This is a genomic window from Pseudomonas laurylsulfativorans, from assembly GCF_002906155.1.
In the GTDB taxonomy this organism is placed as follows: Bacteria; Pseudomonadota; Gammaproteobacteria; order Pseudomonadales; family Pseudomonadaceae; genus Aquipseudomonas; species Aquipseudomonas laurylsulfativorans.
In genome coordinates, this window is record NZ_MUJK01000004.1 from 61,528 (window position 1) to 83,103 (window position 21,576).

The 21,576-nt window shown below is 61.6% G+C and carries 18 protein-coding genes and 2 pseudogenes; 12 read left to right on the plus strand and 8 right to left on the minus strand.

Annotation, left to right across the window (positions count from 1 at the left end; genetic code table 11):
• Positions 1-16 precede the first annotated feature (16 nt).
• From B0D71_RS14215 to B0D71_RS32375, 3 genes and pseudogenes are all read right to left on the minus strand, one after another.
• Positions 17-1,693, minus strand: a complete 1,677-nt coding sequence (locus B0D71_RS14215) for an MFS transporter (protein ID WP_103395319.1) — start codon at positions 1,691-1,693, stop codon at positions 17-19.
• A gap of 315 nt (positions 1,694-2,008) precedes the next feature.
• Complete coding sequence (locus B0D71_RS32370) at positions 2,009-2,764, minus strand: methyl-accepting chemotaxis protein (protein WP_371917229.1); 756 nt, start codon at positions 2,762-2,764, stop codon at positions 2,009-2,011.
• Positions 2,765-2,866: 102 nt separating this feature from the next.
• Positions 2,867-4,156: pseudogene (locus tag B0D71_RS32375) on the minus strand (methyl-accepting chemotaxis protein); the annotation flags it as partial.
• A gap of 380 nt (positions 4,157-4,536) precedes the next feature.
• On the opposite strand from B0D71_RS32375, the gene B0D71_RS14225 reads away from it, so the two are divergent.
• The 4 genes and pseudogenes from B0D71_RS14225 to B0D71_RS14235 all read left to right on the plus strand — a co-directional run bounded on the left by B0D71_RS14225 (position 4,537) and on the right by B0D71_RS14235 (position 8,040).
• Entirely contained in the window at positions 4,537-5,853 is a 1,317-nt protein-coding gene (locus B0D71_RS14225) for a Na+/H+ antiporter family protein (protein WP_103395321.1), read from the plus strand.
• A 104-nt stretch (positions 5,854-5,957) separates the two neighbouring features.
• Positions 5,958-6,776, plus strand: a pseudogene (locus tag B0D71_RS32380) (cache domain-containing protein); the annotation flags it as partial.
• 102 nt (positions 6,777-6,878) lie between these two features.
• Complete coding sequence (locus B0D71_RS32385) at positions 6,879-7,634, plus strand: methyl-accepting chemotaxis protein (protein ID WP_411741536.1); 756 nt, start codon at positions 6,879-6,881, stop codon at positions 7,632-7,634.
• A 241-nt stretch (positions 7,635-7,875) separates the two neighbouring features.
• The gene (locus tag B0D71_RS14235) at positions 7,876-8,040 is read left to right on the plus strand and encodes a metallothionein (RefSeq protein WP_103395323.1); all 165 of its coding nucleotides are present in this window, start codon (positions 7,876-7,878) and stop codon (positions 8,038-8,040) included.
• Between the two features lie 24 nt (positions 8,041-8,064).
• Here the strand turns inward: B0D71_RS14235 and B0D71_RS14240 are convergent, their stop codons facing one another.
• Together B0D71_RS14240 and B0D71_RS14245 are read right to left on the minus strand one after the other, a co-directional pair.
• A complete protein-coding gene (locus B0D71_RS14240; RefSeq protein WP_103395324.1) occupies positions 8,065-8,343 on the minus strand; it encodes a hypothetical protein in 279 nt (92 codons plus the stop codon).
• A gap of 34 nt (positions 8,344-8,377) precedes the next feature.
• Positions 8,378-8,605: a DUF6555 family protein gene (locus B0D71_RS14245; protein WP_056722497.1), complete on the minus strand. Its 228-nt coding sequence runs from the start codon at positions 8,603-8,605 to the stop codon at positions 8,378-8,380.
• Positions 8,606-8,751: 146 nt separating this feature from the next.
• Here B0D71_RS14245 and B0D71_RS14250 point away from each other — a divergent pair, with 146 nt between their 5' ends.
• The 5 genes from B0D71_RS14250 to mnmH all read left to right on the plus strand — a co-directional run bounded on the left by B0D71_RS14250 (position 8,752) and on the right by mnmH (position 13,021).
• The gene (locus B0D71_RS14250) at positions 8,752-9,531 is read left to right on the plus strand and encodes an AraC family transcriptional regulator (RefSeq protein WP_103395325.1); all 780 of its coding nucleotides are present in this window, start codon (positions 8,752-8,754) and stop codon (positions 9,529-9,531) included.
• Positions 9,532-9,636: 105 nt separating this feature from the next.
• Entirely contained in the window at positions 9,637-9,810 is a 174-nt protein-coding gene (locus B0D71_RS14255; protein WP_103395326.1) for a DUF1427 family protein, read from the plus strand.
• 28 nt (positions 9,811-9,838) lie between these two features.
• A complete protein-coding gene (locus tag B0D71_RS14260) occupies positions 9,839-10,795 on the plus strand; it encodes a quinone oxidoreductase family protein (RefSeq protein WP_103395327.1) in 957 nt (318 codons plus the stop codon).
• An 88-nt stretch (positions 10,796-10,883) separates the two neighbouring features.
• The gene (gene selD, locus B0D71_RS14265; RefSeq protein ID WP_103395328.1) at positions 10,884-11,918 is read left to right on the plus strand and encodes a selenide, water dikinase SelD; all 1,035 of its coding nucleotides are present in this window, start codon (positions 10,884-10,886) and stop codon (positions 11,916-11,918) included.
• Positions 11,918-13,021 (plus strand): tRNA 2-selenouridine(34) synthase MnmH, encoded by a 1,104-nt coding sequence (mnmH, locus tag B0D71_RS14270; protein ID WP_103395329.1) that lies wholly within the window; start codon positions 11,918-11,920, stop codon positions 13,019-13,021. The genes selD and mnmH overlap by 1 nt, the downstream gene beginning before the upstream one ends.
• Before the next feature lie 135 nt (positions 13,022-13,156).
• Here mnmH and B0D71_RS14275 read toward each other — a convergent pair whose 3' ends face one another.
• Entirely contained in the window at positions 13,157-13,828 is a 672-nt protein-coding gene (locus B0D71_RS14275) for a histidine phosphatase family protein (RefSeq protein WP_103395330.1), read from the minus strand.
• A gap of 368 nt (positions 13,829-14,196) precedes the next feature.
• On the opposite strand from B0D71_RS14275, the gene B0D71_RS14280 reads away from it, so the two are divergent.
• Both B0D71_RS14280 and hemB read left to right on the plus strand, forming a co-directional pair.
• A complete protein-coding gene (locus tag B0D71_RS14280) occupies positions 14,197-14,907 on the plus strand; it encodes a glutathione S-transferase family protein (RefSeq protein WP_103395331.1) in 711 nt (236 codons plus the stop codon).
• Between the two features lie 241 nt (positions 14,908-15,148).
• Positions 15,149-16,123: a porphobilinogen synthase gene (gene hemB / locus B0D71_RS14285; RefSeq protein ID WP_103395332.1), complete on the plus strand. Its 975-nt coding sequence runs from the start codon at positions 15,149-15,151 to the stop codon at positions 16,121-16,123.
• 133 nt (positions 16,124-16,256) lie between these two features.
• Here hemB and B0D71_RS14290 read toward each other — a convergent pair whose 3' ends face one another.
• Positions 16,257-17,792 carry an FAD-dependent oxidoreductase gene (locus B0D71_RS14290; RefSeq protein ID WP_103395333.1) on the minus strand — a complete coding sequence of 512 codons (1,536 nt, stop codon included), beginning with the start codon at positions 17,790-17,792 and terminating at the stop codon, positions 16,257-16,259.
• A gap of 182 nt (positions 17,793-17,974) precedes the next feature.
• A complete protein-coding gene (locus B0D71_RS14295; RefSeq protein ID WP_103395334.1) occupies positions 17,975-20,185 on the minus strand; it encodes a TonB-dependent receptor in 2,211 nt (736 codons plus the stop codon).
• A 282-nt stretch (positions 20,186-20,467) separates the two neighbouring features.
• Here B0D71_RS14295 and B0D71_RS14300 point away from each other — a divergent pair, with 282 nt between their 5' ends.
• Positions 20,468-21,562, plus strand: a complete 1,095-nt coding sequence (locus tag B0D71_RS14300; RefSeq protein ID WP_103395335.1) for a DUF1615 domain-containing protein — start codon at positions 20,468-20,470, stop codon at positions 21,560-21,562.
• The last annotated feature ends 14 nt before the right edge of the window (positions 21,563-21,576 follow it).

Consider the following 21,576-nt stretch of genomic DNA (forward strand, 5'->3'; position numbering starts at 1 on the left):
GTGATTTGTGTCTACCTCAGGTGTGATGAATCTCCCGATCCTTGGTTTCCGGCATGAAGAAGATGCCCAGCACAGCCGTCATCACCGCGATGACGATCGGATACCACAGCCCGTAGTAGATGTCCCCCGTGGCCGCCACCATGGCGAACGCCACCGTCGGCAGGAAGCCACCGAACCAGCCATTGCCGATGTGATAGGGCAGTGACATCGAGGTGTAGCGGATACGCGCCGGGAACAATTCCACCAGCCAGGCGGCAATCGGGCCGTAGACCATGGTCACGTAGATCACCAGGATGGTCAGGAGCAGCAGCACCATCGGGTAGTTGGTCTTGGCCGGGTCGGCCTTCTCGGGGTAACCGGCGTCCTTGAGGGCGGTGGCGAGGGTGGCGGTAAAGGCGTCGTTTTTCGCCTTGAAGTCGGCGGCCGGGATGCCGGTGCCCTCGAAGCTCTCGATCACTTTCTCGCCAATGCGCACCTGCGCAACAGCGCCCGGCTCGGCGCTCACGTTCTTGTAGGGGATGGCCCTTTTGGCCAACACGGTCTTGGCCAGGTCACAGGAACTGGTGAATTTGGCCTTGCCCACCGGGTCGAACTGGAACGAACACTGGTCGGGATTGGCGATGACCGTGACCGGGTTCTTCTCCTGCGCAATGAACACGTCGGGGTTACCGTATTGGGTCAGCGCATGGAAGATCGGGAAATAGGTCGCGGCCGCTAGAATGCAGCCGGCCATGATGATGCCCTTGCGCCCGATGCGATCGGACAGGCTGCCAAAAATGACGAAGAACGGTGTACCGATCAGCAGCGAGCCGGCAATCAGCAAGTTGGCCGTCTGCGGGTCGATCTTCAGGGTCTGCAGCAGGAAGAACAGCGCATAGAACTGTCCGGTGTACCAGACCACGGCCTGGCCGGCGGTGCCGCCGAGCAGGGCCATGATCACGATCTTGAGGTTGTCCCAGCGAGCGAATGACTCGGTCAGAGGCGCCTTGGAGGCCTTGCCTTCGGCTTTCATTTTCAAGAACACCGGCGACTCGCTCAGTTGCAGGCGGATGTACACCGAGACGATCAGCAACAGGATCGACAGCAGGAACGGAATCCGCCAGCCCCAGGCCTCGAAGGCTTCGGTGCCGAGGACGGTGCGGCAGGTGAGGATCACCAGCAGCGACAGAAACAGGCCGAGTGTCGCAGTCGTCTGAATCCACGAAGTGAAGAAGCCGCGCTTGCCCTTCGGTGCATGTTCGGCCACGTAGGTCGCTGCTCCGCCGTACTCGCCGCCCAAGGCCAGGCCTTGCAGCAGGCGCAGGCTGATCAGGATGACCGGAGCGGCCACGCCGATGCTCGCATAGCCGGGCAGCAAGCCCACCACCGCCGTCGAGACACCCATGATCACGATGGTGATGAGGAACGTATGTTTGCGTCCGATCATGTCGCCCAGCCGACCGAACACGATGGCGCCGAAGGGCCGAACAGCGAAGCCGGCGGCGAAGGCGAGCAGGGCGAAGATGAAGGAAGTCGTCTCGTTGACGCCGGCGAAGAAGTGCTTGGCGATGATCGCCGCGAGGGAGCCGTACAGGTAGAAGTCATACCATTCGAACACGGTGCCCAGGGATGAGGCGAAGATAACCTTGCGTTCCTCCCTCGTGATGCCGCGGTTGGGCGTGCTGCCCGTGGTGGTGTTGTCGATGGCCGCCATGAGTGTTCTCCGTTGTTATTGTTGTAGGCCGGAGCACCTCTCAAATGTTGCCGCACCCTGGCCCTGGGGCTGAAGTCGTCGGACTACGCAAAGCTTGCTTTGAAGTTGACGTTGCTGATTGCTGCGAGGTTCCCTGAAGCATAATCAGGTTCTGCTAGATATCCACTCGCCATCATGCTGGAGGCACACAAACCTGTAGGAGCGAGCTCGCTCGCGAAAATCAACAACGATGACGCGGGGAATCTGATTCTCCGCGGCGCCCTCGGGTTTTTCGCGAGCAAGCTCGCTCCTACAGTTAAAGTTGCAGTTGCGGGTTTAAACGCGGAACTGGTCCATCAAACTCTGCTGCTGGTTCGCCAGGCTGTTGAGCGACTGGCTGACTCGCGCCGATTCATTGGCCTGGCCCGACAGCGACTCAGTCACGTCGCGGATGGTCGCGACGTTGTTGTTGATCTCCTCGGCCACCGCGCTTTGCTCTTCGGCGGCACTGGCGATCTGCATGTTCATGTCGTTGATCACGGTCACCGCGTCGCCGATCTGGCGCAGCGCCGTCACGGCCTGGCCAACCTGCTCGACGCTACCCTGGGCCTGACGATGGCTGTTGTTCATCGAACCCACCACCTCCTGCGTACCGTTTTGCAGTTGTTCGATCACCACACGGGTTTCTTCGACGGATTCCTGGGTGCGCCGCGCCAGGTTGCGCACTTCATCGGCCACCACGGCAAAGCCGCGCCCGGCCTCACCGGCACGGGCCGCTTCGATCGCGGCGTTGAGGGCCAGCAGGTTGGTTTGTTCGGCAATCGCGCGGATCACTTCCAGTACTGTGCCGATCTTCTCGCTGTTGGCTGCCAGGCCTTCGACTTGAACCATCGCCGCGCTCATGTCGGCGGCGAGGTTGTCGATGCTGGTGGTGGTGCGGTCGATCACGGTCAGGCCCTGACGGGTCGCCTGATCGGCATCCCGTGCGGCATGGGCCGCTTGCGCGGCGCTGCGGGCGACGTCCTGGGCGGTGGCGCTCATCTCGTGGGAGGCAGTGGCGACCTGATCCACCTGACGGTATTGCTGCTCCATGCCGGCGCTGGTCTGGGTGGCGATGGCGGACGACTGGTCCGCGGTGCTGCGGGCGTCCTGCACCGAGCGTTTCACTTCGGCAATGATCGGTTGCAGCTTGTCGAGGAAACGGTTGAACCAGCCGGCCAGCTGGCCCAGTTCGTCCTTCTTGTCGTAAGCCAGGCGGCGGGTCAGGTCACCTTCGCCGCTGGCGATGTCTTCGAGCATGTGTGCCACGCCGAGAATCGGTTTGGTCACGCTACGTGCCATCAGCCATACCAGCACCAAGCCCAGCAGCGCGGCGAGTACCCCCAGGCCGAGTTCGACCAGCGTGCCGGCGGTGTTGCTGTCATCGAGTTGCTTTTTCAGGGCTTCGGCGGGGCCGACCAGGACTTTCTCCGGCACGTCGAGCAGCACGCCCCAGGATTTGCCGCCGGGAATCGGCTGGAAGGGTGCCAGTACTTTCAGCTGTTGATTGCTGTGCAGGCTGGCGGTTTTGCTGCTGGCGCCGAGCATGCGCAGCAGTTCGGCACCGCTGGCCTTGTCCACGGCATCCAGGCGCTGGCTGAGTTTGCTGGCGTCCGGGCTGTAGCCGGCGAGCAAACCGGCCGGGCTGATAATGCTGACACTGGTCTGGCCGTCGTAGAGTTTCTTGCTTGCGCCCAGGCTGACCGCTTGCAGGCTGTTGAGGTTGATGTCCACCGACAGCGAGGCGATGACTTTGCCGTTGACCATCAGCGGGAAAACGATGCTGGTCATCAGCACGCTCTGGCCGTCGATCTCATAGAAGTAGGGCTCGATCACGCAGGGCTTGAGCGTGGTGCGCGGGCAGGTAAACCAGGCGTTGGCCGCTTCGCCGCTGGGGCCGGTGCTGGTGTCGGCCATGTCCTTTTCCGGTAGCGCCATCGAGGTCACCTTGCCCGGTGTCGGCTGCGACCAGTAGAGGGCGAAACGGCCCTTGTCGTTGCTGCCCAGTTCGGCCTGGCCGGCGAACAGTTCGTCCTTGCCGTCCAGCCCGTTGGGCTCGAACACCAGGGACAGGCCGAGCAGCTCCGGATTGGCCTGCAGGGCCGACTTGACCTGGCGGGTCAGGTCTTCGCGCAGGTCGAAGGCATCAAGAAAGCGCTTTTCGGCCTGGTCACGCAGGAACAGCACCTGCCGCGAGAAACCGTGGCCGTACTGATAGGCGTCCATGAACTGCTGGCGAATCCCCAGCGCCTGGTTTTCGCCCTGGGACTCGATCCGCGCCTCGGCCGCTTCGGTCAGCATCTCCATGCTCGAGGCTTTCACCAGCGCGGAACTGTGCTCCATGCGATACAGCGAAAGACCCACCAGCAGGGTCACGATGCCCGCCAGGCACAGCCCGGCCAGCAGGGTGATTTTCCATTGGATGGAAAGTTGTCTGAGCGACATGGAGGCGTCCTTATTCGATAAATATCTGAGACTTTGCCCTGTAACGGCCGCGATCGGGTTTTCTTTATTCAAACGTTCAAATAAGACTTGTTACCGCATTTGTGGCGAGGGAGCTTGCTCCCGTTGGGGCGCGAAGCGGCCCTGAAACCTGAGATTTCCGTTCTCCAGACCCACCTCTTGTCCCGGGTCTGCGACTGCTGCGCAGCCGAGCGGGAGCAAGCTCCCTCGCCACAGGGGGGGCAGTCTGAGCTCTACTGCTTTGACACCGCGCCCGGTCTACGGCAAAGTGCGCGCCCTCTAATAAGACCCATTCCTTTTATCCGCTGGCGGCTCACGCAGACTGCCGGACGGACTCTTTTCGCTTGCCCAGAGGTATGACAATGAATGCAGTAATTGCCGCGGTCGGCATCATGCTGGTACTCAGCCTGTCCCGTGTGCATGTGGTGATCGCCCTGATCGTCGGCGCGCTGGTCGGTGGTCTGACCGGCGGCCTGGGTATCGAGGCGACGCTCAAGGCTTTCAACAGCGGCCTCGGTGGCGGGGCGACGGTGGCGTTGTCCTACGCTTTGCTCGGCGCTTTCGCCGTGGCGATTGCCAAGTCCGGCATGGCCCATGCGCTGGCCGACAAGGCCCTGGCGATGGTCGATCGCCAGCACGCCAGCGGCGGTGGCCAGGTCAAATGGCTGCTGATTGGCCTGCTCTGGGTCGTGGCCATCGCCTCGCAGAACATCCTGCCGATCCATATCGCGTTCATTCCGTTGCTGGTGCCACCGCTTCTTTATGTGCTGACCAAGCTGCAATTGGACCGTCGCCTGATCGCCTGCGTCATGACCTTCGGCTTGATCACGCCCTACATGTTCCTGCCGGTGGGCTTCGGCAACATCTTCCTCAATGAGATCCTGCTGGCCAACGTCGCCCGCAGCGGTGTGGACATCAGCGGCATCAATGTGACCCACGCCATGGGCATTCCAGCCCTGGGCATGGTGGCGGGCCTGCTGATCGCGTTTGTCAGCTACCGCAAGAAGCGTGTCTACGACCTGGCAAAGATCGAACAAGTCGAGCAAGTGGCGGTGCAATACAACCCGCTGAGCCTGATGGTCGCCGGTGTGGCCATCGCGGCGGCGTTCATCATTCAGTTGCTGCTGGATTCGATGATTATCGGTGCACTGGTCGGCTTCCTGATTTTCTCGGTGTCGGGCATCGTCAAATGGCGCGACACCGATGACCTGTTCACCGAAGGCATGAAAATGATGGCGATGATCGGCTTCATCATGATCGCAGCCTCGGGGTTCGCCGAAGTGATGAAGGCCACCGGTGAAGTGCAGACGCTGGTCGAGTCGTCGGCGGCGTACATCGATCACAGCAAGGGCATCGGTGCCTTGCTGATGTTGTTGGTGGGGTTGCTGGTGACCATGGGCATCGGCTCGTCGTTCTCCACCGTGCCGATCCTGGCGGCGATCTTCGTGCCGCTGTGCGTGCAACTGGGCTTCAGCCCGTTGGCGATCGTGTGCATCGTCGGCACGGCCGGTGCCTTGGGCGACGCCGGCTCGCCGGCTTCGGACTCGACCCTGGGCCCCACCTCCGGCCTGAACATCGACGGCCAGCACCATCACATCTGGGACACCGTGGTCCCGACCTTCCTGCATTACAACCTGCCACTGCTGGCGTTCGGCTGGGTGGCCGCGATGGTTCTTTGACTTCACTTGTAGGAGCCGGCAAGCCGGCTCCTACAGTTTTGGTTTTTGGTGCCGTTAAAGCTTTTAACCACGCCAACAAAATCAAAAGAGTGAACGTCATGCGCATGAGCCTCAAGGCCAAAGTCCTGTCCCTTGCCGTCCTCCCGGTGCTGCTGTTTGCGCTGGTCATCAGCCTGACCACGCTGTTCATTCTTCAGGATCAGGCGCGCAAGGAAGTCGAGCAGACCCGCGAGCGCCTGCTCAGCGATGCCAAGGCGACCCTGCAAAGCTACGTGGCCGTGGCCATGACCACGATCAAACCGCTTTACGACGCCGCCGCCCCCGGCGATGAGGCGGCGCGGGCCCAGGTGATCAAGCTGCTGTCGAGCATCACCTATGGCAAGGACGGTTACTTCTTCGGCTACGACTCCAACACCGTGCGCCTGTTCAAGGCCAATAGCCCCGAGGGCGTGGGCCAGAGCTTCAAGGACAACCGCGACCCGAACGGTGTCTACGTCAACCGCGACCTGGTGAAGGTGGCGAAGGACGGTACGCACTACCTGCAATACAGCTCGCCCTTGCCCGGCAACACCCAGGTGCTGGTGCCCAAGCTCGGTTACACCGAATACCTGCCGAAATGGGACATGGCGTTCGGTACCTCGGTCAACCTCGATGGCATCGAAGCGCAAGTGGCGGTGGTCGAAACCAAGGTCCAGGAGCGCATGCAAGGCATGGTGCTGAGCATCGTCGGCGTGGCGCTCGTGGTGCTGCTGGTGATCGCCGCTGCCGGGATGTTGCTGGCCAACACCATTCTGCGTCCGCTGCATTTGATGAAAGCCAATCTCGACGACATCGCCGCGGGCGAGGGCGACCTGACCCGTCGCCTGACCATCACCAGCCAGGATGAACTCGGTGAACTGGCCGGCTCGTTCAACCGTTTCGTCGACAAGATCCACGGCCTGGTGCGGCAGATCACCGAAATGACTTCGCAACTGACCGGGCTGGTGAATCAGGTGTCCGACCAGGCCAATCGCTCGGATCAGGCCATGGAACGTCAGCGCCACGAAACCGATCAGGTGGCCACGGCCATCAATGAAATGTCGGCGGCGGCCCAGGAAGTGGCCAAGAGCGCGCAGAACGCCGCGGTGGCAGCCCAGCAGACCGATGAAGAAGGGCAGGCCGCCAAGCGTGTCGTGGCCGGCAGCATCGAGAAAATCCATGCCTTGGTGGACGACATCCGCAGCAGTGGCGTGTCCCTCGACAGCCTGCAAAAAGACGTGTCGTCGATTGTCAGCGTGCTTGGGGTGATCCGCTCGATTGCCGAGCAGACCAACCTGCTGGCGCTCAACGCTGCCATCGAAGCTGCCCGCGCCGGCGAGGCCGGGCGCGGCTTTGCGGTGGTGGCCGATGAAGTGCGGGCGCTGGCCAGCCGCACGCAAATCAGCACCCAGGAAATCCAGGGCATGATCGACCGCTTGCAGGCCGGCACCCAGTCGGCGGTGGAGGCGATGCGTCGTTCCAGCGAGGCCGGCGATGGCACCTCGGCCCAGGCCAACGAGGCGGGGGCTTCGCTGGACACCATGGCTCAGTTGATCGCCACCATCAATTCAATGAACGCGCAGATCGCCAGTGCCGCCGAAGAACAGACCGCCGTGGCCGAAGAGATCAACCGCAGCGTGCATCAGATTGCCGTGGCCGTGGATAACGTCGCCGACGAAACCCAACTCGGCGCACAGACTTCGCGCAGCCTGGCCGACCTCGGTCAGCGCCTGGGCAGTCTGGTGGGGCAGTTCCGTATCTGACAGAACAACTTTTTGTGGCGAGGGGGCTTGCCCCCGTTTGACTGCGCAGCAGTCACAAGCCCGGTCATTGCCATAAGTCAGGAACAACGCAGTTGCCAGGCTTTGGGGTCGCTGCGCAACCCAACGGGGCGGTGCGGCGGTCCGACAAGCTCCCTCGCCACAAAAGATCGCAGCCTGCGGCAGCTCCTACACTTACGGTGTGCATATAAGCACTGGCGACCACACAAGAGGAGTCAGCGCCATGATTGACCGCGAAAGTATCTGCGATTGTCCGAAATGTTCCTGCAAACTCGGTGAACATCCGATTGCTCGCCACGGCAAGCACTACTGCTGTGAAGCCTGCGCCAAGCACCATGAACACGGCGAGGAATGCACCCATAAAGGCTGCAAGTGTGCGCATGGCTGACCGTCGCGAATGAAACAGTGGAGCCTAATCCGGCTCTACTTCCAGCCTGAGGCTGTCATCTTCCAGGCGTTCGCAACGGCGAACGGTGCCCTGCAGGCGTCGCCCTTCGACCCGCACCACCAGGGTCTTGGTTTGCTCTAGATCTTCCGGCAGTGGCGGCGGCACGCGTATGGCGAAGCAAAATGGGTCATTTTCAACCGGCTCCAGTCCGATCCGGCACTCGGCGCTCCTGGTGATGCGGCCCGACAACGTGTTCAGACCGTAGTCCAGTTGTGCAGGGCTGGTGACGGGTGTCGCGGTCATTTTCCTTCCCCCCGAACCTGATGGTTGCCAGAGATTAGTTCGCTGGCCGCCACTTGACGTTTTCCACGCCGAATTTTTCCGCCATCGGCTTGCTGGTCTTTTGCACCTTCTCGCGTCCAAATCGGGGGATTCGCCCCACCCCCGCGTCACAGCTCGCCCAATGCCAGGCTTCTGCGTTATCCATTTTTTCCAATCGGATAATGAATGACTTCGCAGCGCCATGGAGGGTGTACTCGATGACGAATAATTTTGCACTGTTCATAAAGCCCCGGTTCCTCCCTGTTGTACATAGAAGGATCGCGCGCCATCAGGAAAATTCACTCTGATTTTCGTACGGCGGCGGTTGCTGGCGACAAGTCTGGCACCTAGTTACCATGCAGGCTTGCCAATCCCCAATGAACATTGACCATGGCCCTTGCCGCACCGCCTGACCTGAGTGACACCGATGTGCCCGTGCAACCACTGGCCCGCACCTATCCGCGCGGGTTGTACATCGAGCCCCATGAGCACGTCTGGGGCCAGTTGCTGTATGCAATGAGCGGGGTGATGTGGGTCGAGACGCCGCACGAGGCGCTGGTGGTGCCGCCGCAGCGGGCAGTGTGGTTACCACCTGGCGTGCCCCACGGGATTCGCGTGGTGTCTGACCTGCAGATGCGCAATATCTACCTGCGCCCGTCCCTGGCGGCGACTCTGGATGACAGTGTGCAAGTCATTGAGGTCGGTGGCTTGCTGCGCGAACTGATTGTCGGCCTGGTGGAGCAGGGCAACGACGGGCCGCCCGAGTATTACGACGCGCTGGTGGGCCTGGCGCTGCTGGAACTCAAGCGGGCCAGGCGTTCGCTGCTGAAAATCCCGCTGCCGGACGATTCCGACCGACGGCTGATGAACCTGTGCCAGGCGGTCATGTCCGCGCCCTCGCTGGATATTCCGTTCGAACAGCATGCAGAAACCGCCGGTGCCAGCGTGCGGACCCTGGCGCGGCTGTTCAAGGACGGTCTGGGCATGGGGTTCGCCGAGTGGCGGCGTCAGGTGCAACTGGCGACGGCGGTGGCCGAGCTGATCCAGGGCGTACCGGTCAGCGCGATTGCCCGGGACCTGGGCTATTCGCCGAGCAGCTTCAGTGACATGTTTCGTCGTGAACTGGGTGTTGCCCCCTCGCAGTTTCCCGCGGCACAACGCCAGGACTGAATTCGCCGGCACCCTGCTTTGGCCGAAATTCAGAAGTACTTGGCCGATGCTCAAAGGCGTCGCCCTCTAGACTCAGCGCATACCTCAATTGCCCCGGAGTCTGCGATGAACCTCCTCCTGTCACTGGTCATCGGTCTGGGCGTCGGACTGCTCTACGGCGCCCTGGATTTTCGTTCCCCCGCACCCCCGGCCATCGCGCTGGTGGGCCTGCTCGGCATGCTCGCCGGCGAAAAGCTCTGGCCGATGGGCCGAGCGCTGGTGGCTGGCTGGATCTCCTGAACCCTTTTTTGACTCGACGGATACGCCCATGAAAGCTCTGCAATTCGATAAAACCGGTGATCTCTCGGCCCTGCGCTACGTCGAGGTGCCTACGCCGGTGCCCGGCGCCGATGAAGTGTTGGTCGAGATCAAGGCCGCGGGCCTCAACCCCAGCGATGTGAAGAACGTGCTGGGACGCTTTCCCTACACCACCTTGCCGCGGATTCCCGGGCGTGATTTTGCCGGTGTGGTCGTCACCGGCCCGCAGGCGCTGATCGGCCAGGAGGTTTGGGGGACGGGGCGGGAACTGGGCTTTTTCGCCGACGGGTCCCACGCGCAGTTCGTCAAGCTGCCGGCCAATGGCGTAGCGCTCAAACCCACGCACCTGAGCTTCGCCCAGGCCGCCAGCCTCGGCGTGCCGTACACCACGGCGTGGGATGCGCTGGAGCGCAGCCTGGTGACGGCCGAAACCCGGTTGCTGGTCATCGGTGGCGGGGCGGTCGGCAGTGCCGCGCTGGCCCTGGCCAAGGTGCGCGGTGCCCGGGTGCTGGCGGCCGCGCGGCGTGCCGAGCAGGTCAAGGACTTGCAGGATCAGGGCTACCAGACCCTGCAACTGGATAAACCCGAAGACCTTGGGGCTCAGGTCAACGCCGTGTATGCCGGCGGTGCCGACGTGATTTTCGACACCACCGGGTTCTGGCTGCCGGCCTCCGTGCCTGCCCTGGCCGCGTTCGGCCGCATCGCGATCATTGCAGCGCCCGTGGACGGTCATGTGCAGTTACCGGCCCTGGCGTTGTATCGCAAGGGGGGCTCGGTGGTGGGCATCAACTCGTTGCTGTATGGAGTGCAGGCGTGTGCGGCGATGCTCGAGCAGTTCGGCCGGTACTTCGATCAGGACCTGTTGCCGTTGCCGCAGGGCTTGTTCGAGTCGCCATTGGCCCAAGGGCTGGAGCGTTACGCCGAAGTGAATCAGGGCAGTGGCGAGAAGGTGATTCTGCTGCCATAACTGCGATCAGCAGGCTCGCTCCCACAAGGTCCGTGGCACAGGCCTCGCTCTGCTAGAATCGGCCCCATTGACCCAATGAGGTGCCCCTATGAGCGAGCCGATTCGCCTGACCCAATACAGCCACGGCGCTGGATGCGGCTGCAAGATTTCCCCTCAGGTGCTGGAAGTGATCCTGGCTGGCAGCGGGGCGCAGAACCTTGACCCGAAACTCTGGGTCGGCAACGCCTCGCGTGACGACGCGGCGGTGTATGCCATCGACGAGGAACGTGGTGTGGTCTCGACCACGGACTTTTTCATGCCGATCGTCGACGATCCCTTCGATTTCGGCCGAATTGCCGCCACCAATGCCATCAGCGACATCTACGCCATGGGCGGCGATCCATTGATGGCGATTGCGATTCTGGGTTGGCCGGTGAACGTGCTGGCCCCGGAAATTGCCCGGGAAGTGATCCGCGGCGGCCGTTCGGTATGTGACGCGGCGGGCATCCCGCTGGCCGGTGGACACTCCATCGACGCGCCAGAGCCGATCTTTGGCCTGGCCGTCACCGGTCTGGTGGAGAAGCGCCACATGAAGCGCAACGATACCGCCACCGCCGGTTGCCTGCTCTATCTCACCAAGCCCTTGGGTATCGGCATCCTTACGACGGCCGAGAAAAAGGGCAAGTTGCGCAATGCCGACATCGGCCTGGCCCGGGACTGGATGTGCACCCTGAACAAACCCGGCAGTCGCTTCGGCAAGCTCGATGGCGTGACCGCGATGACCGACGTCACCGGTTTCGGCCTGCTCGGGCACCTGGTGGAAATGGCCGACGGCAGCCAGCTCACCGCACGTATCGAATATGACCGCGTCCCGCGCCTGCCGGGCGTCGAGTATTACCTGGAACAGGGCTGTGTACCGGGCGGGACGCTGCGCAATTTCGACAGCTACGCCAGCAAGCTCGGACGCCTTCAGGAGCTGCACAAACGCGTGCTCTGCGACCCGCAGACCAGCGGTGGCCTGCTGATTGCCGTGACGCCCGAGGGCAACGAGCAGTTTCTTGCCGTGGCCGCCGAACTGGGCCTGAGCCTGGAACCGATCGGTGAACTGGTTGAGCGACAGAGCAACGCGGTCGAGGTGTTTTGATGTCTGTCGATTACACCGATTACCGCGACATTTTTATCAACGACCGGCCGATGATGGACGCCCGCGCGCCGGTCGAATTCACCAAGGGCTCGTTCCCTGGCGTGATCAACCTGCCGTTGATGAATGACCATGAACGCCAGCGGGTCGGCACCTGCTACAAGCAGCACGGCCAGCAAGCGGCCATCGTGCTCGGGCATCAACTGGTGTCGGGCGCGGTCAAGGCCGAACGCATCCAGGCCTGGGCCGATTTCGCCCGGGCGCATCCCGATGGCTATCTGTATTGTTTTCGCGGCGGCCTGCGCTCGCAGATTGTCCAGCAATGGCTCAAGGACGAGGCTGGCATCGATTATCCGCGGGTGGGCGGTGGCTACAAGGCCATGCGTACCTTCCTGTTGGATACCCTCGATCAGGCGGTTGCCCAGTGCGATTTCGTCCTGTTGGGCGGGATGACCGGCACCGGCAAGACCGAGGTGCTCACGCAACTGAACAATGCCGTGGACCTTGAAGGTCATGCCAACCACCGCGGCTCCAGTTTCGGCAAGCGCGCCACGGGCCAACCCTCGAATATCGATTTCGAAAACCGCTTGGCGGTGGACGTGCTGAAAAAACGCGCCTGGGGCATCGAGCAGTTCGTACTGGAAGACGAAAGCCGCGCGGTGGGCAGTTGTGCGCTGCCGTTGCCGCTGTACCAGGGCATGCAGCAGTTTCCGATGGTCTGGCTGGAAGACAGCCTGGAAGGTCGGGTCGAGCGGATCCTGCGCGATTACGTGGTGGACCTGTGCGCCGAATTCATCGACGTGCATGGCGAGGAGGGCTTTGCGCTGTTTTCCGAGCGCTTGCTGGCGAGCCTGAACAATGTGCAGAAACGCCTGGGTGGCGAACGTCATCGGCGCATGTTGATGTTGATGGAGGAAGCGTTGGCGGAGCAGGCCCGCAGTGGCGCGGTGGATCTGCACCGGGGCTGGATCGATGGCTTGCTGCGCGAGTATTACGATCCGATGTACGCGTTCCAGCGGGAGAAGAAAGGCGCACGGATCGAGTTTGCGGGGGAGCGGGGGGCGGTTCTCGAGTATCTGCGTGAGCGAGTGAATCAACGTAAGTGATGTCGGTTTTACTGGCCCCATGGCGAGCAAGCTCGCACACATTGGATTTGCAGTGTGATCACGAACGCATGAGCACCACTGAACCCTGTGGGAGCGAGCTTGCTCGCGATGGGGCCTGATCAGACATGGCAGGTATCAGGTCGGGCAGGTTTCAGCGCCGTTATCCAGGCCCTGCTTGTACACATGGCTCTGCAAGCTGGCCTTGCCGTTGTGCCAGGTCAGGGTCAGTACATACAGCGAATCGTAGTCGCTGGACTCCCAGTCTTCGGTGATCTTCATTTTCTTGCCCGTGGCGTCGCCGGCGACCTTGTTGATCAGTTCTGGCAGGTAACCGTGGGACCAGGCGGTGTAGATGACCGAGTTGTGATACTTGTCGTGGAGCAGTTCATCGGCAAGGTCACTGGTGTCATTGGCGGAAAAATTGATGTTCACCGGCAGGCCGAGCTTGATGGCGCTGGGGCTGATGGTCATCAGGGGGCGGATGTAGCTGTAGGAATTGTCGAACTCGCCTTCCTCGACGTTACGGGTCGGGTTCGCCGCAAACACATAGTTGGCCTTGCCGAACTTTTCCGGCAGCAGCGTGGCCAGGTCGATGGCGCGGTTGAGTCCCTGGCAATTGAGCTGGCCCAGGCCACCGTCGGGTTTTTCCCCGTGGCGCAGGAACACCAGCGTCTGGGTGCCATCCATCGGTTGGGCGCGACTCAGGCCGGATTCCAGCAACAGGAACACCGCGCTGACCAGCAGCAAGGCGGGCAATAGCAGGTAAGTGCGATGTTTAAAACGTTTGGCAATGTTGAACAAGGTCATGAATAAAAGGTTCTTCAGCGCAATTCGGTTAAGGCTGACAAACCTTTACACCACGATTTTCCTGCATCGGGTGTTTTCCATGTCGTTGAAACCGGTCCGTTCTAAAAGCGGTGCTGCTCAGAGTCCTCTGAGCCCGTTTGGTTCGATTCCGGTCGAGAGCGCAGCAATGTACCGGTAACCTTCAACGGGTTGCAGTGAAGGTTATCGACAGGATGTTGCGGATTTATGGACAGGTTACACGTGATGGTGTTGAAACCGTCGCGATCTCTTTTGATCTCCTCTATCAGTGAGATTGATGGTTCCAAGGGGTCGCTGAGCCGATATCTCCATTATGATCGTCACTCTCAATGTCTTCGTGGATCCAGCCCATGACCGATCTGTCCGCATTCCCCATCACCCGCAAATGGCCTGCCCAATACCCTGAGTGGATTCAGCTGTACTCCTTGCCGACCCCCAACGGCGTCAAGGTCTCGATCATGCTCGAAGAGATCGGCCTGCCGTATGAACCGCACCGGGTTGGCTTCGACACCAACGACCAGATGTCCCCGGAATTTCTTTCCCTCAATCCCAACAACAAGATACCGGCGATCCTCGATCCCCACGGTCCGGACGACCAGCCGCTGGCGCTGTTCGAGTCGGGAGCGATCCTGATCTACCTGGCCGACAAGAGCGGGCAACTGCTGGCCCAGGAATCGGCGGCGCGCTACGAAACGATTCAGTGGCTGATGTTCCAGATGGGCGGTATCGGTCCGATGTTCGGCCAGCTCGGCTTCTTCAATAAGTTCGCTGGCAAGGACTACGAAGACAAGCGTCCCCGTGACCGCTACGTCGAGGAGAGCAAACGCCTGCTCAAGGTGCTCGACGGCCGGCTCGAAGGGCGGGACTGGATCATGGGCGAGCGCTACACCATCGCCGACATCGCCACTTTCCCGTGGGTGCGCAACCTGATCGGCTTCTATGAAGCTGGCGATCTGGTGGGCATCCAGAATTTCCCTAACGTCACGCGGGTGCTGGAACGCTTCCTGGCACGGCCGGCGGTGGTGCGCGGGTTGCAGATTCCGAGTGCGGTCACTGGCTGAAATCATCCCCTGTAGGAGCTGGCTTGCCAGCGAAAGCGGTGGGTCAGTCACTATAAATGCTGCCTGACACTACGCCATCGCTGGCAAGCCAGCTCCTACAGGGGGGGATGTTGTATGTAGGGATTGTTGCCCAGCCTGCAAGAGTTTGTTGATCACCCAGGGTTTGTACCCCGCGCCGCACAGGGCATAAGCTTCGCTTCCCTACGATTTTCGTCTTGTCCTCTGAATTTCAGGAATACCCATGTCCAGTCAGTTCCCCGAAGCACGCCCACGCCGTCTGCGCCGCAATGCGAGCCTGCGCAGCCTGTTCCAGGAGACCGAGTTCAGCCTGAACGACCTGGTGCTGCCGATTTTCGTCGAAGAAGAAATCGACGACTTCGTGCCGATCAAAAGCATGCCCGGCGTGATGCGCATTCCCGAGTCGAAGTTGGCCGGCGAGATCGAGCGCTATGCCCGTGCCGGGATCAAGTCGGTGATGACCTTCGGCGTGTCCCATCATCTGGACAGCAACGGCAGCGACACCTGGCGCGAGGACGGCCTGGTCTCGCGCATGTCGCGCATCGCCAAGGACGCAGTGCCAGAAATGATCGTGATGTCCGACACCTGTTTTTGCGAGTACACCGACCACGGCCATTGCGGCGTGCTGCACAACCATGAAGTCGACAACGACCAGACCCTGATCAACCTCGGCAGGCAAGCCGTCGCGGCGGCCCGTGCCGGAGCCGATGTGATCGCCCCGTCGGCGGCCATGGACGGGCAGGTCCAGGCGATTCGCCGGGCCCTCGATGACGCCGGGTTTACCCAGACGGCGATCATGGCCTATTCGACCAAATTCGCCTCGGCGCTCTATGGCCCGTTCCGCGAGGCGGGCGGCAGTGCGCTCAAGGGCGACCGTAAAAGCTACCAGATGAACCCGATGAACCGCCGCGAAGCCGTGCGCGAATCGTTGCTCGACGAACAGGAAGGCGCCGATGCGTTGATGGTCAAGCCGGCCGGTGCGTACCTGGACATCATCCGCGACATTCGCGAAGCCTCGCGCCTGCCGCTGTCGGCTTATCAGGTGAGCGGTGAGTACGCGATGATCAAGTTCGCCGCCCAGGCCGGGGCCATCGATGAAGACCGCGTGGTGCGCGAGAGCCTGGGGGCGATCAAGCGTGCCGGGGCAGACCTGATCTTTACCTATTTTGCGATGGATCTGGCACTGGCCGGGATCTGAGGACCACCGCATTACCCTGTAGGAGCGAGCCTGCTCGCGAAAAACGCAAGGGCAACGCGATTACTCAGACAATGCGCGTTATCGTTTACGACCATCGCGAGCAGGCTCGCTCCTACAGGGGATCTGTGTTGAGTCAGGACGCGCCAAAAAACGACCGGATCCCGTGATCGCGGAAGTACCGTTCAATCACTTTCGGGTCTGAGCACGTCTCGGCGATCGCTACATAGGTATCGGGGCGCAACAGATAAAAGCCATTGCGCCCCAGGCCCGCCACTTCGAACGCCGGTCGCCAGTCGAACACATGCAGCGGCAGATGGTGCTCCTGGCACCAGGCGATCATCTCGTCACTGGTGTCGCCATAGACATGCACCTGCCAGGTCAGGCATTTCAGCGATTCAAAGTTATCCCCCTCACCGTCATGGGCCCAGGGCAGGCGATCACCGCCATGCACATGCCCGGCAACGCCTGTGCTCAGCGGCATTCCACGATAATTCAGGGTGATCTGCGAGACCGTGCGAAACAGGAACTGGCGGGAGGTTTCGAACGAGGTCATTTTCGGTATCAAGAACGGGGCCAGGCGTGTACGCAGCAGATCGGCAATCGGCCCGTCGGCGGTGACGAAAGTGAAGACCCGGTCGGTGGTGGCCACCAGTTTGCGGGCGAAGGCGATGCGCTCGGTTTCATAGGTGTCGAGCAGTCCGCCCTCGGCAGCGCCACTCAATACGGCCGCGAGTTTCCAGGCCAGGTTGATGGCATCGCCAATCCCGGTGTTCATGCCCTGGCCGCCCGCCGGACTGTGGACGTGGGCAGCATCGCCCAGCAAAAACGCCCGGCCGTTGCGAAAGTGATCCGCCACCCGGTGATGCACGCGGTAAGTCGAAAACCAGTTCAGTTGCTCGATCTTCACGTTCATGTGCTCGATGGCCCGCCTGCTGACGTCCTCGAAGCGCAGGGTCTCGGCGTTTTCGGCGCGCTCGTCGCGCACGGTGCCGATCAAGCGCGCGCGACCGCTGCCGGCCAGCGGGAATACGGCGAGGAAATCCGCCTCGTCGAGATCCACATGCAGTTCGCCGTTGAAGGTCGGGCCGCTGCCCTGCACGTCGGCGACGTAGAAAATCTGCTGGTAAGTGCCGCCGGGAAATCCGGTATCCAGGGTCTTGCGTACAACCGACCGCGCTCCGTCGCACCCGGCCAGGTAACAGGCCTGACAGATTTCCTGCTGGCCGTCGGGCAGATGCAGCGTGGCCGTGATGCCGTCTGCGGTTTGCTCGAAGCCTGCCAGTTCGGTGTTGCGTTCCACCGAGATACCGAAGGCTTCCAGGCGCTCGATCAGCAGCCGTTCGTGTTCGTCCTGCGGGAAAATTTCGAGGAACGAGTAGGGTGTCAGCCCTTCGCCAACCTGGCTCAGTGGCAAGTGCGCCACAGGTTCGCCCTTGACCCAGAAGTTGGCGGCCGCCACCCGATGGCCGTTTTGCACAACCGCGTCGGCAAGCCCGAGCTGGCGATACAGCTCGAGCGTCCGCGCCTGGACGGCCAGCGCCCGGGACGTGGTGCCCGGAGCCGAGGCCTTGTCGACAATCCGCACGCGCACGCCCAGTTTGCTCAGCCACAACGCCAGAACCAGCCCGGTCGGGCCGGCGCCGATGATCAACACGTCGCTTCTGTGCATGATCCTGTCCTTCTCGCTGGGTAGAACAAGTATGGACGACTCGGCCCTGTAGGAGCGAGCTTGCTCGCGATGGACGAATGGGCGCCGCGTTAATCCTGAATGTACGCGTTATCGTTAACGTCCATCGCGAGCAAGCTCGCTCCTACAGGTACAGGTACAGGTACAGGGCAGGGGGATCTCAATCAGAAGTCGATGGTCCCTGACAACTTCGCCGTGCGCGGTTCGCCCTGGGTCAGGTAACCACCCTGGGCCGATTCCCAGTAACTCTTGTTGGCGACGTTTTCGACCCCGAAGCGCACGGTCACGTCCTTTTCCTGGACCTTGAATGCATAGCGAGCGCCAGCGTCGAAGCGGTTCCAGGCCGGCAGGCTGAGGTTGTTCGCTGCGTCGGCGTATTGGCCGCCGGTGCGCAACATCCGTCCGTTCAGGGCTACGCCAGGCAGGCCCGGTACGTCCCAATCCAGGCTGGCATTGAACTGGAAGCTCGGTACGCCGATGGCTCGATTGCCGTCGTTGAGGCCGCCCTGGGTTTTCTTCAGTTCGGTGTCCATCACGGTTACACCGCTGAGCAAGCGCAGGCCGTCGATGGGTTCGCCGAACACATTGAGTTCCACGCCTTTGTTGACCTGTTCACCGTCATGAATGAACACGGCGGTGGTGTCGTCGATGACTTGGGTGTAGCCGTCAGCCGGTTGTTCGATGCGATACACACCCAGGGTCGCACCATAGGTGCCCATGTCGACTTTGACACCGGCTTCGACCTGTTTGGAGCGCGCCGGTGCAAACACCTCATTGCCGTTGACCACGACCCGGTTGCCAGAGGTAGTCGGAGCCGTCGGCCCTTGGGCCAGACCCTCGATACGGTTGGCATAGAACGACACGTGGTCCCACGGCTTGAACACGATGCCGTACACCGGCGTCGTGATCGACTTGTCGTAGTTGGACGTGCGGTTCTGGGTGTTGTAGTCGTACCCTTGAACGACCAGCTGTTGACGGCGCACGCCCAGGGTGACCAGCAGGCGATCATCGATAAAGCCCAGGGTGTCGGACACGGCGGCGCTGCGCATGAAGGTTTTGCCGGTGATGCCCGGATCGCCCAGGTCGCCGCCGGAGAAGCCGCCCGCTGGCGCCGGAACGTCAATCGGGTGGTAGATGTTGTTCGGGTACTGGGTCAGATCGAAATCGAAGGCGTTGCGCTGTTGCGTCCAGATTCCAGCCAGGCCGACGTTGAGTTTATGGGTCACCGGGCCAGTGGTGAAGCGGCCATTGAGGCCGGTCATGGCACTGGTGTTGTCTTCATCGTGGGGAATGAACGAACCGCTGGTTACCGAGCTGCCATCGTTGCCTACCAGGGTGGTGGAATCGTAGTTGCCGACTTCGCGGGTGTGCTTGGCGCCTGCAGCGGCGTAGGCGGTCCAGCTGTCGTTCAGGTCGTATTCGGCGCGCAGCATGCCGAAGGTGTCTTCGATCTCGCTGAAGCCCCACTTCTGTGCGTAGTTGGTGTCGGCAGAGGGCGCATCCGGGATGTGCGTGGCGTCGCCAAGGTTGACCGAGCTGCGGCCACCGTTGACGCGTTCCTTCGAATAGACGAAATCGCCGGACAGGCGTAGCGCATCGCCGCGGTAATCGAGGCCAAGGGCGAACAGTTTGGAGCGCTGGTTCTCGTCGTCGATAGCGGTGTCGCCTTCGCGTTGGGACAGGTTAAGGCGAGCGCCGAAGCGGTTGTCCTCGCCAAAGCGCTGACCGATGTCCAGGTGTTCGCCGATGCGCCCGTCGTCGCTGATGTCGGTGGTGAACCGTCGCAGCGGCACGTCACCCGCGCGCTTGGGTTGCAGGTTGACGCCGCCGCCGATGCCGGAACCGGTCGGGGTTACACCGTTGATGAAGGCGTTCGGGCCTTTGAAGACTTCCACGCGCTCCAGGGCATCGGTGGAAATGATCTGCCGCGGCAGGATGCCGTACAGTCCGTTAAAGGAAATATCATCGCCGTTCAGGGGCAGGCCGCGAATCATGAAGGTCTGGGCCTGATTGGAAAAACCGGAAGCCTGACGCACCGATGAATCGTTGAGCAGCACATCGCCGACGGTTTCGGCTTGCTGGTCGCGGATCAACTCTTCGGTGTAGGACGTCATGGTGAACGGAACGTCCATGATGTCCTGGTTGCCCAGGATACCCAGTTGACCACCACGGGCGACCTGGCCGCCGGCGTATACCGGGGGCAGGTCGTAGGGCGTCGGGGCCTGAGCGTTGACATTGACATCGCCGAGCACCAGGGGTTTGCCCTGGCTCTCGGTTGTTTCGGGCGTTGCGGCATGGGCCGTCAAGGACAAGGCGCAAAACAGGGCGAGTAGCGTCGGACGAAAAGGCACACGGAGTCTGGCTGGAGTGGTCATGTTTCGTTCCTGGGCGGCACGCGGCCGATTGGGAAAAGGGGGCGGCGCGGGAACTCCTTGCGCAAATGCGACTCCAGGAGCAAATGGTAGTTGTTCTCAGTAACGTTTCGCAATGCGTTTTTGTGCAAGGTACGCAGGCATTTTCTGCACGTGCAGATGTCGGATAACGGGGCTTCAGGGCCGTTTCAGCGGCAAATAAAGGCAAGTGGTGGTTACGGTCATAGCCTGTGCCATGCCGTTGCTCGTATGGTTAAGCCGGACCAATGGACTAGATGGAACGACATGCAAGCCAATCGATTGATCTCAAGCATCGCCGCTTTGTTGGTACTGGCCGGTTGCGGCAGCCAACGGACCCAGGAACCGGCGGCGCGCAATCCGGCCCAAGTGAGGGCCGAGATTGTGCGTTTGCTGCCGGCGAAAGCGGCCGATCCCCAGGGTTGGGCCACGGATATCCAGGTGGCGTTCACCGCGCAAGATATCTCGCCGACCACGCAAAACCTCTGCTCGGTGCTGGCCGTGACCGAGCAGGAGTCGACCTTTCAGGTCGATCCGAGCGTACCGGGGCTGGGCAAGATCGCCCGCGACGAGATCGACCGTCGTGCCGCCAGGGCTCACATTCCCGGTCTGCTGGTCAGCGGTGCGCTAAAGCTCGATTCGCCCAACGGCAAAAGCTACAGCGACCGCCTGAATGCCGCGCGCAGTGAAAAGGAACTGAGCGCCATTTTCGACGACTTCATCGGCATGGTTCCGATGGGCAAGACCCTGTTCGGTGGCTTCAACCCGGTGCATACCGGCGGGCCGATGCAGGTCAGCATTGATTTTGCCGAGCAGCAGGCCAAGGGTTATCCGTACCCGGTGCAGGGTTCCATTCGACATGAGGTGTTCACCCGGCGCGGCGGCATGTATTTCGGCATTGCGCATCTGCTTGGGTATCCGGTGAGCTACCCGCAGCCGCTCTACCGTTTTGCGGACTTCAACGCGGGTTGGTACGCCAGTCGCAACGCCGCGTTTCAGAACGCGGTGAGCCGGGCTTCCGGTATCTCGTTGGCGCTGGATGGTGACCTGGTGCGCTACGGATCGATCATGCCCGGCAGCACGGAACTGGCCGTGCGTACCCTCGGCAAGCAACTGGACATGCGCAATCCGACGATCCGCGAGCAACTGGAAGAGGGCAATACCCTGGCGTTCGAAAACAGCAAACTCTATCGACGGGTTTTCGAACTGGCTGAAAAGGCCGAGGGCCGACCGTTACCCCGGGAGGTGTTGCCCGGGATCGTGCTGCAAAGTCCGAAAATCACCCGAAAACTCACCACCGCGTGGTTCGCCAAACGGGTCGATGAACGTTATCAACGCTGCATGGCCCGGGCAGGAAAGTAATCGCGGCGGGGAAA

Coding starts and splice junctions, on each gene's coding strand:
- B0D71_RS32370 (WP_371917229.1), bottom strand. CDS start 2,764: ATGGAGCAGCAATACCGTCAGGTGGATCAGGTCGCCACTGCCTCCCAC.
- B0D71_RS14245 (WP_056722497.1), bottom strand. CDS start 8,605: ATGAACAGTGCAAAATTATTCGTCATCGAGTACACCCTCCATGGCGCT.
- B0D71_RS14275 (WP_103395330.1), bottom strand. CDS start 13,828: ATGACCTTGTTCAACATTGCCAAACGTTTTAAACATCGCACTTACCTG.
- B0D71_RS32385 (WP_411741536.1), top strand. CDS start 6,879: ATGGAACGTCAGCGCCACGAAACCGATCAGGTGGCCACGGCCATCAAT.
- B0D71_RS14250 (WP_103395325.1), top strand. CDS start 8,752: ATGGCCCTTGCCGCACCGCCTGACCTGAGTGACACCGATGTGCCCGTG.
- B0D71_RS14225 (WP_103395321.1), top strand. CDS start 4,537: ATGAATGCAGTAATTGCCGCGGTCGGCATCATGCTGGTACTCAGCCTG.
- B0D71_RS14215 (WP_103395319.1), bottom strand. CDS start 1,693: ATGGCGGCCATCGACAACACCACCACGGGCAGCACGCCCAACCGCGGC.
- B0D71_RS14260 (WP_103395327.1), top strand. CDS start 9,839: ATGAAAGCTCTGCAATTCGATAAAACCGGTGATCTCTCGGCCCTGCGC.
- B0D71_RS14255 (WP_103395326.1), top strand. CDS start 9,637: ATGAACCTCCTCCTGTCACTGGTCATCGGTCTGGGCGTCGGACTGCTC.
- B0D71_RS14240 (WP_103395324.1), bottom strand. CDS start 8,343: ATGACCGCGACACCCGTCACCAGCCCTGCACAACTGGACTACGGTCTG.
- B0D71_RS14235 (WP_103395323.1), top strand. CDS start 7,876: ATGATTGACCGCGAAAGTATCTGCGATTGTCCGAAATGTTCCTGCAAA.
- B0D71_RS14290 (WP_103395333.1), bottom strand. CDS start 17,792: ATGCACAGAAGCGACGTGTTGATCATCGGCGCCGGCCCGACCGGGCTG.
- hemB (WP_103395332.1), top strand. CDS start 15,149: ATGTCCAGTCAGTTCCCCGAAGCACGCCCACGCCGTCTGCGCCGCAAT.
- B0D71_RS14280 (WP_103395331.1), top strand. CDS start 14,197: ATGACCGATCTGTCCGCATTCCCCATCACCCGCAAATGGCCTGCCCAA.
- mnmH (WP_103395329.1), top strand. CDS start 11,918: ATGTCTGTCGATTACACCGATTACCGCGACATTTTTATCAACGACCGG.
- selD (WP_103395328.1), top strand. CDS start 10,884: ATGAGCGAGCCGATTCGCCTGACCCAATACAGCCACGGCGCTGGATGC.
- B0D71_RS14295 (WP_103395334.1), bottom strand. CDS start 20,185: ATGACCACTCCAGCCAGACTCCGTGTGCCTTTTCGTCCGACGCTACTC.
- B0D71_RS14300 (WP_103395335.1), top strand. CDS start 20,468: ATGCAAGCCAATCGATTGATCTCAAGCATCGCCGCTTTGTTGGTACTG.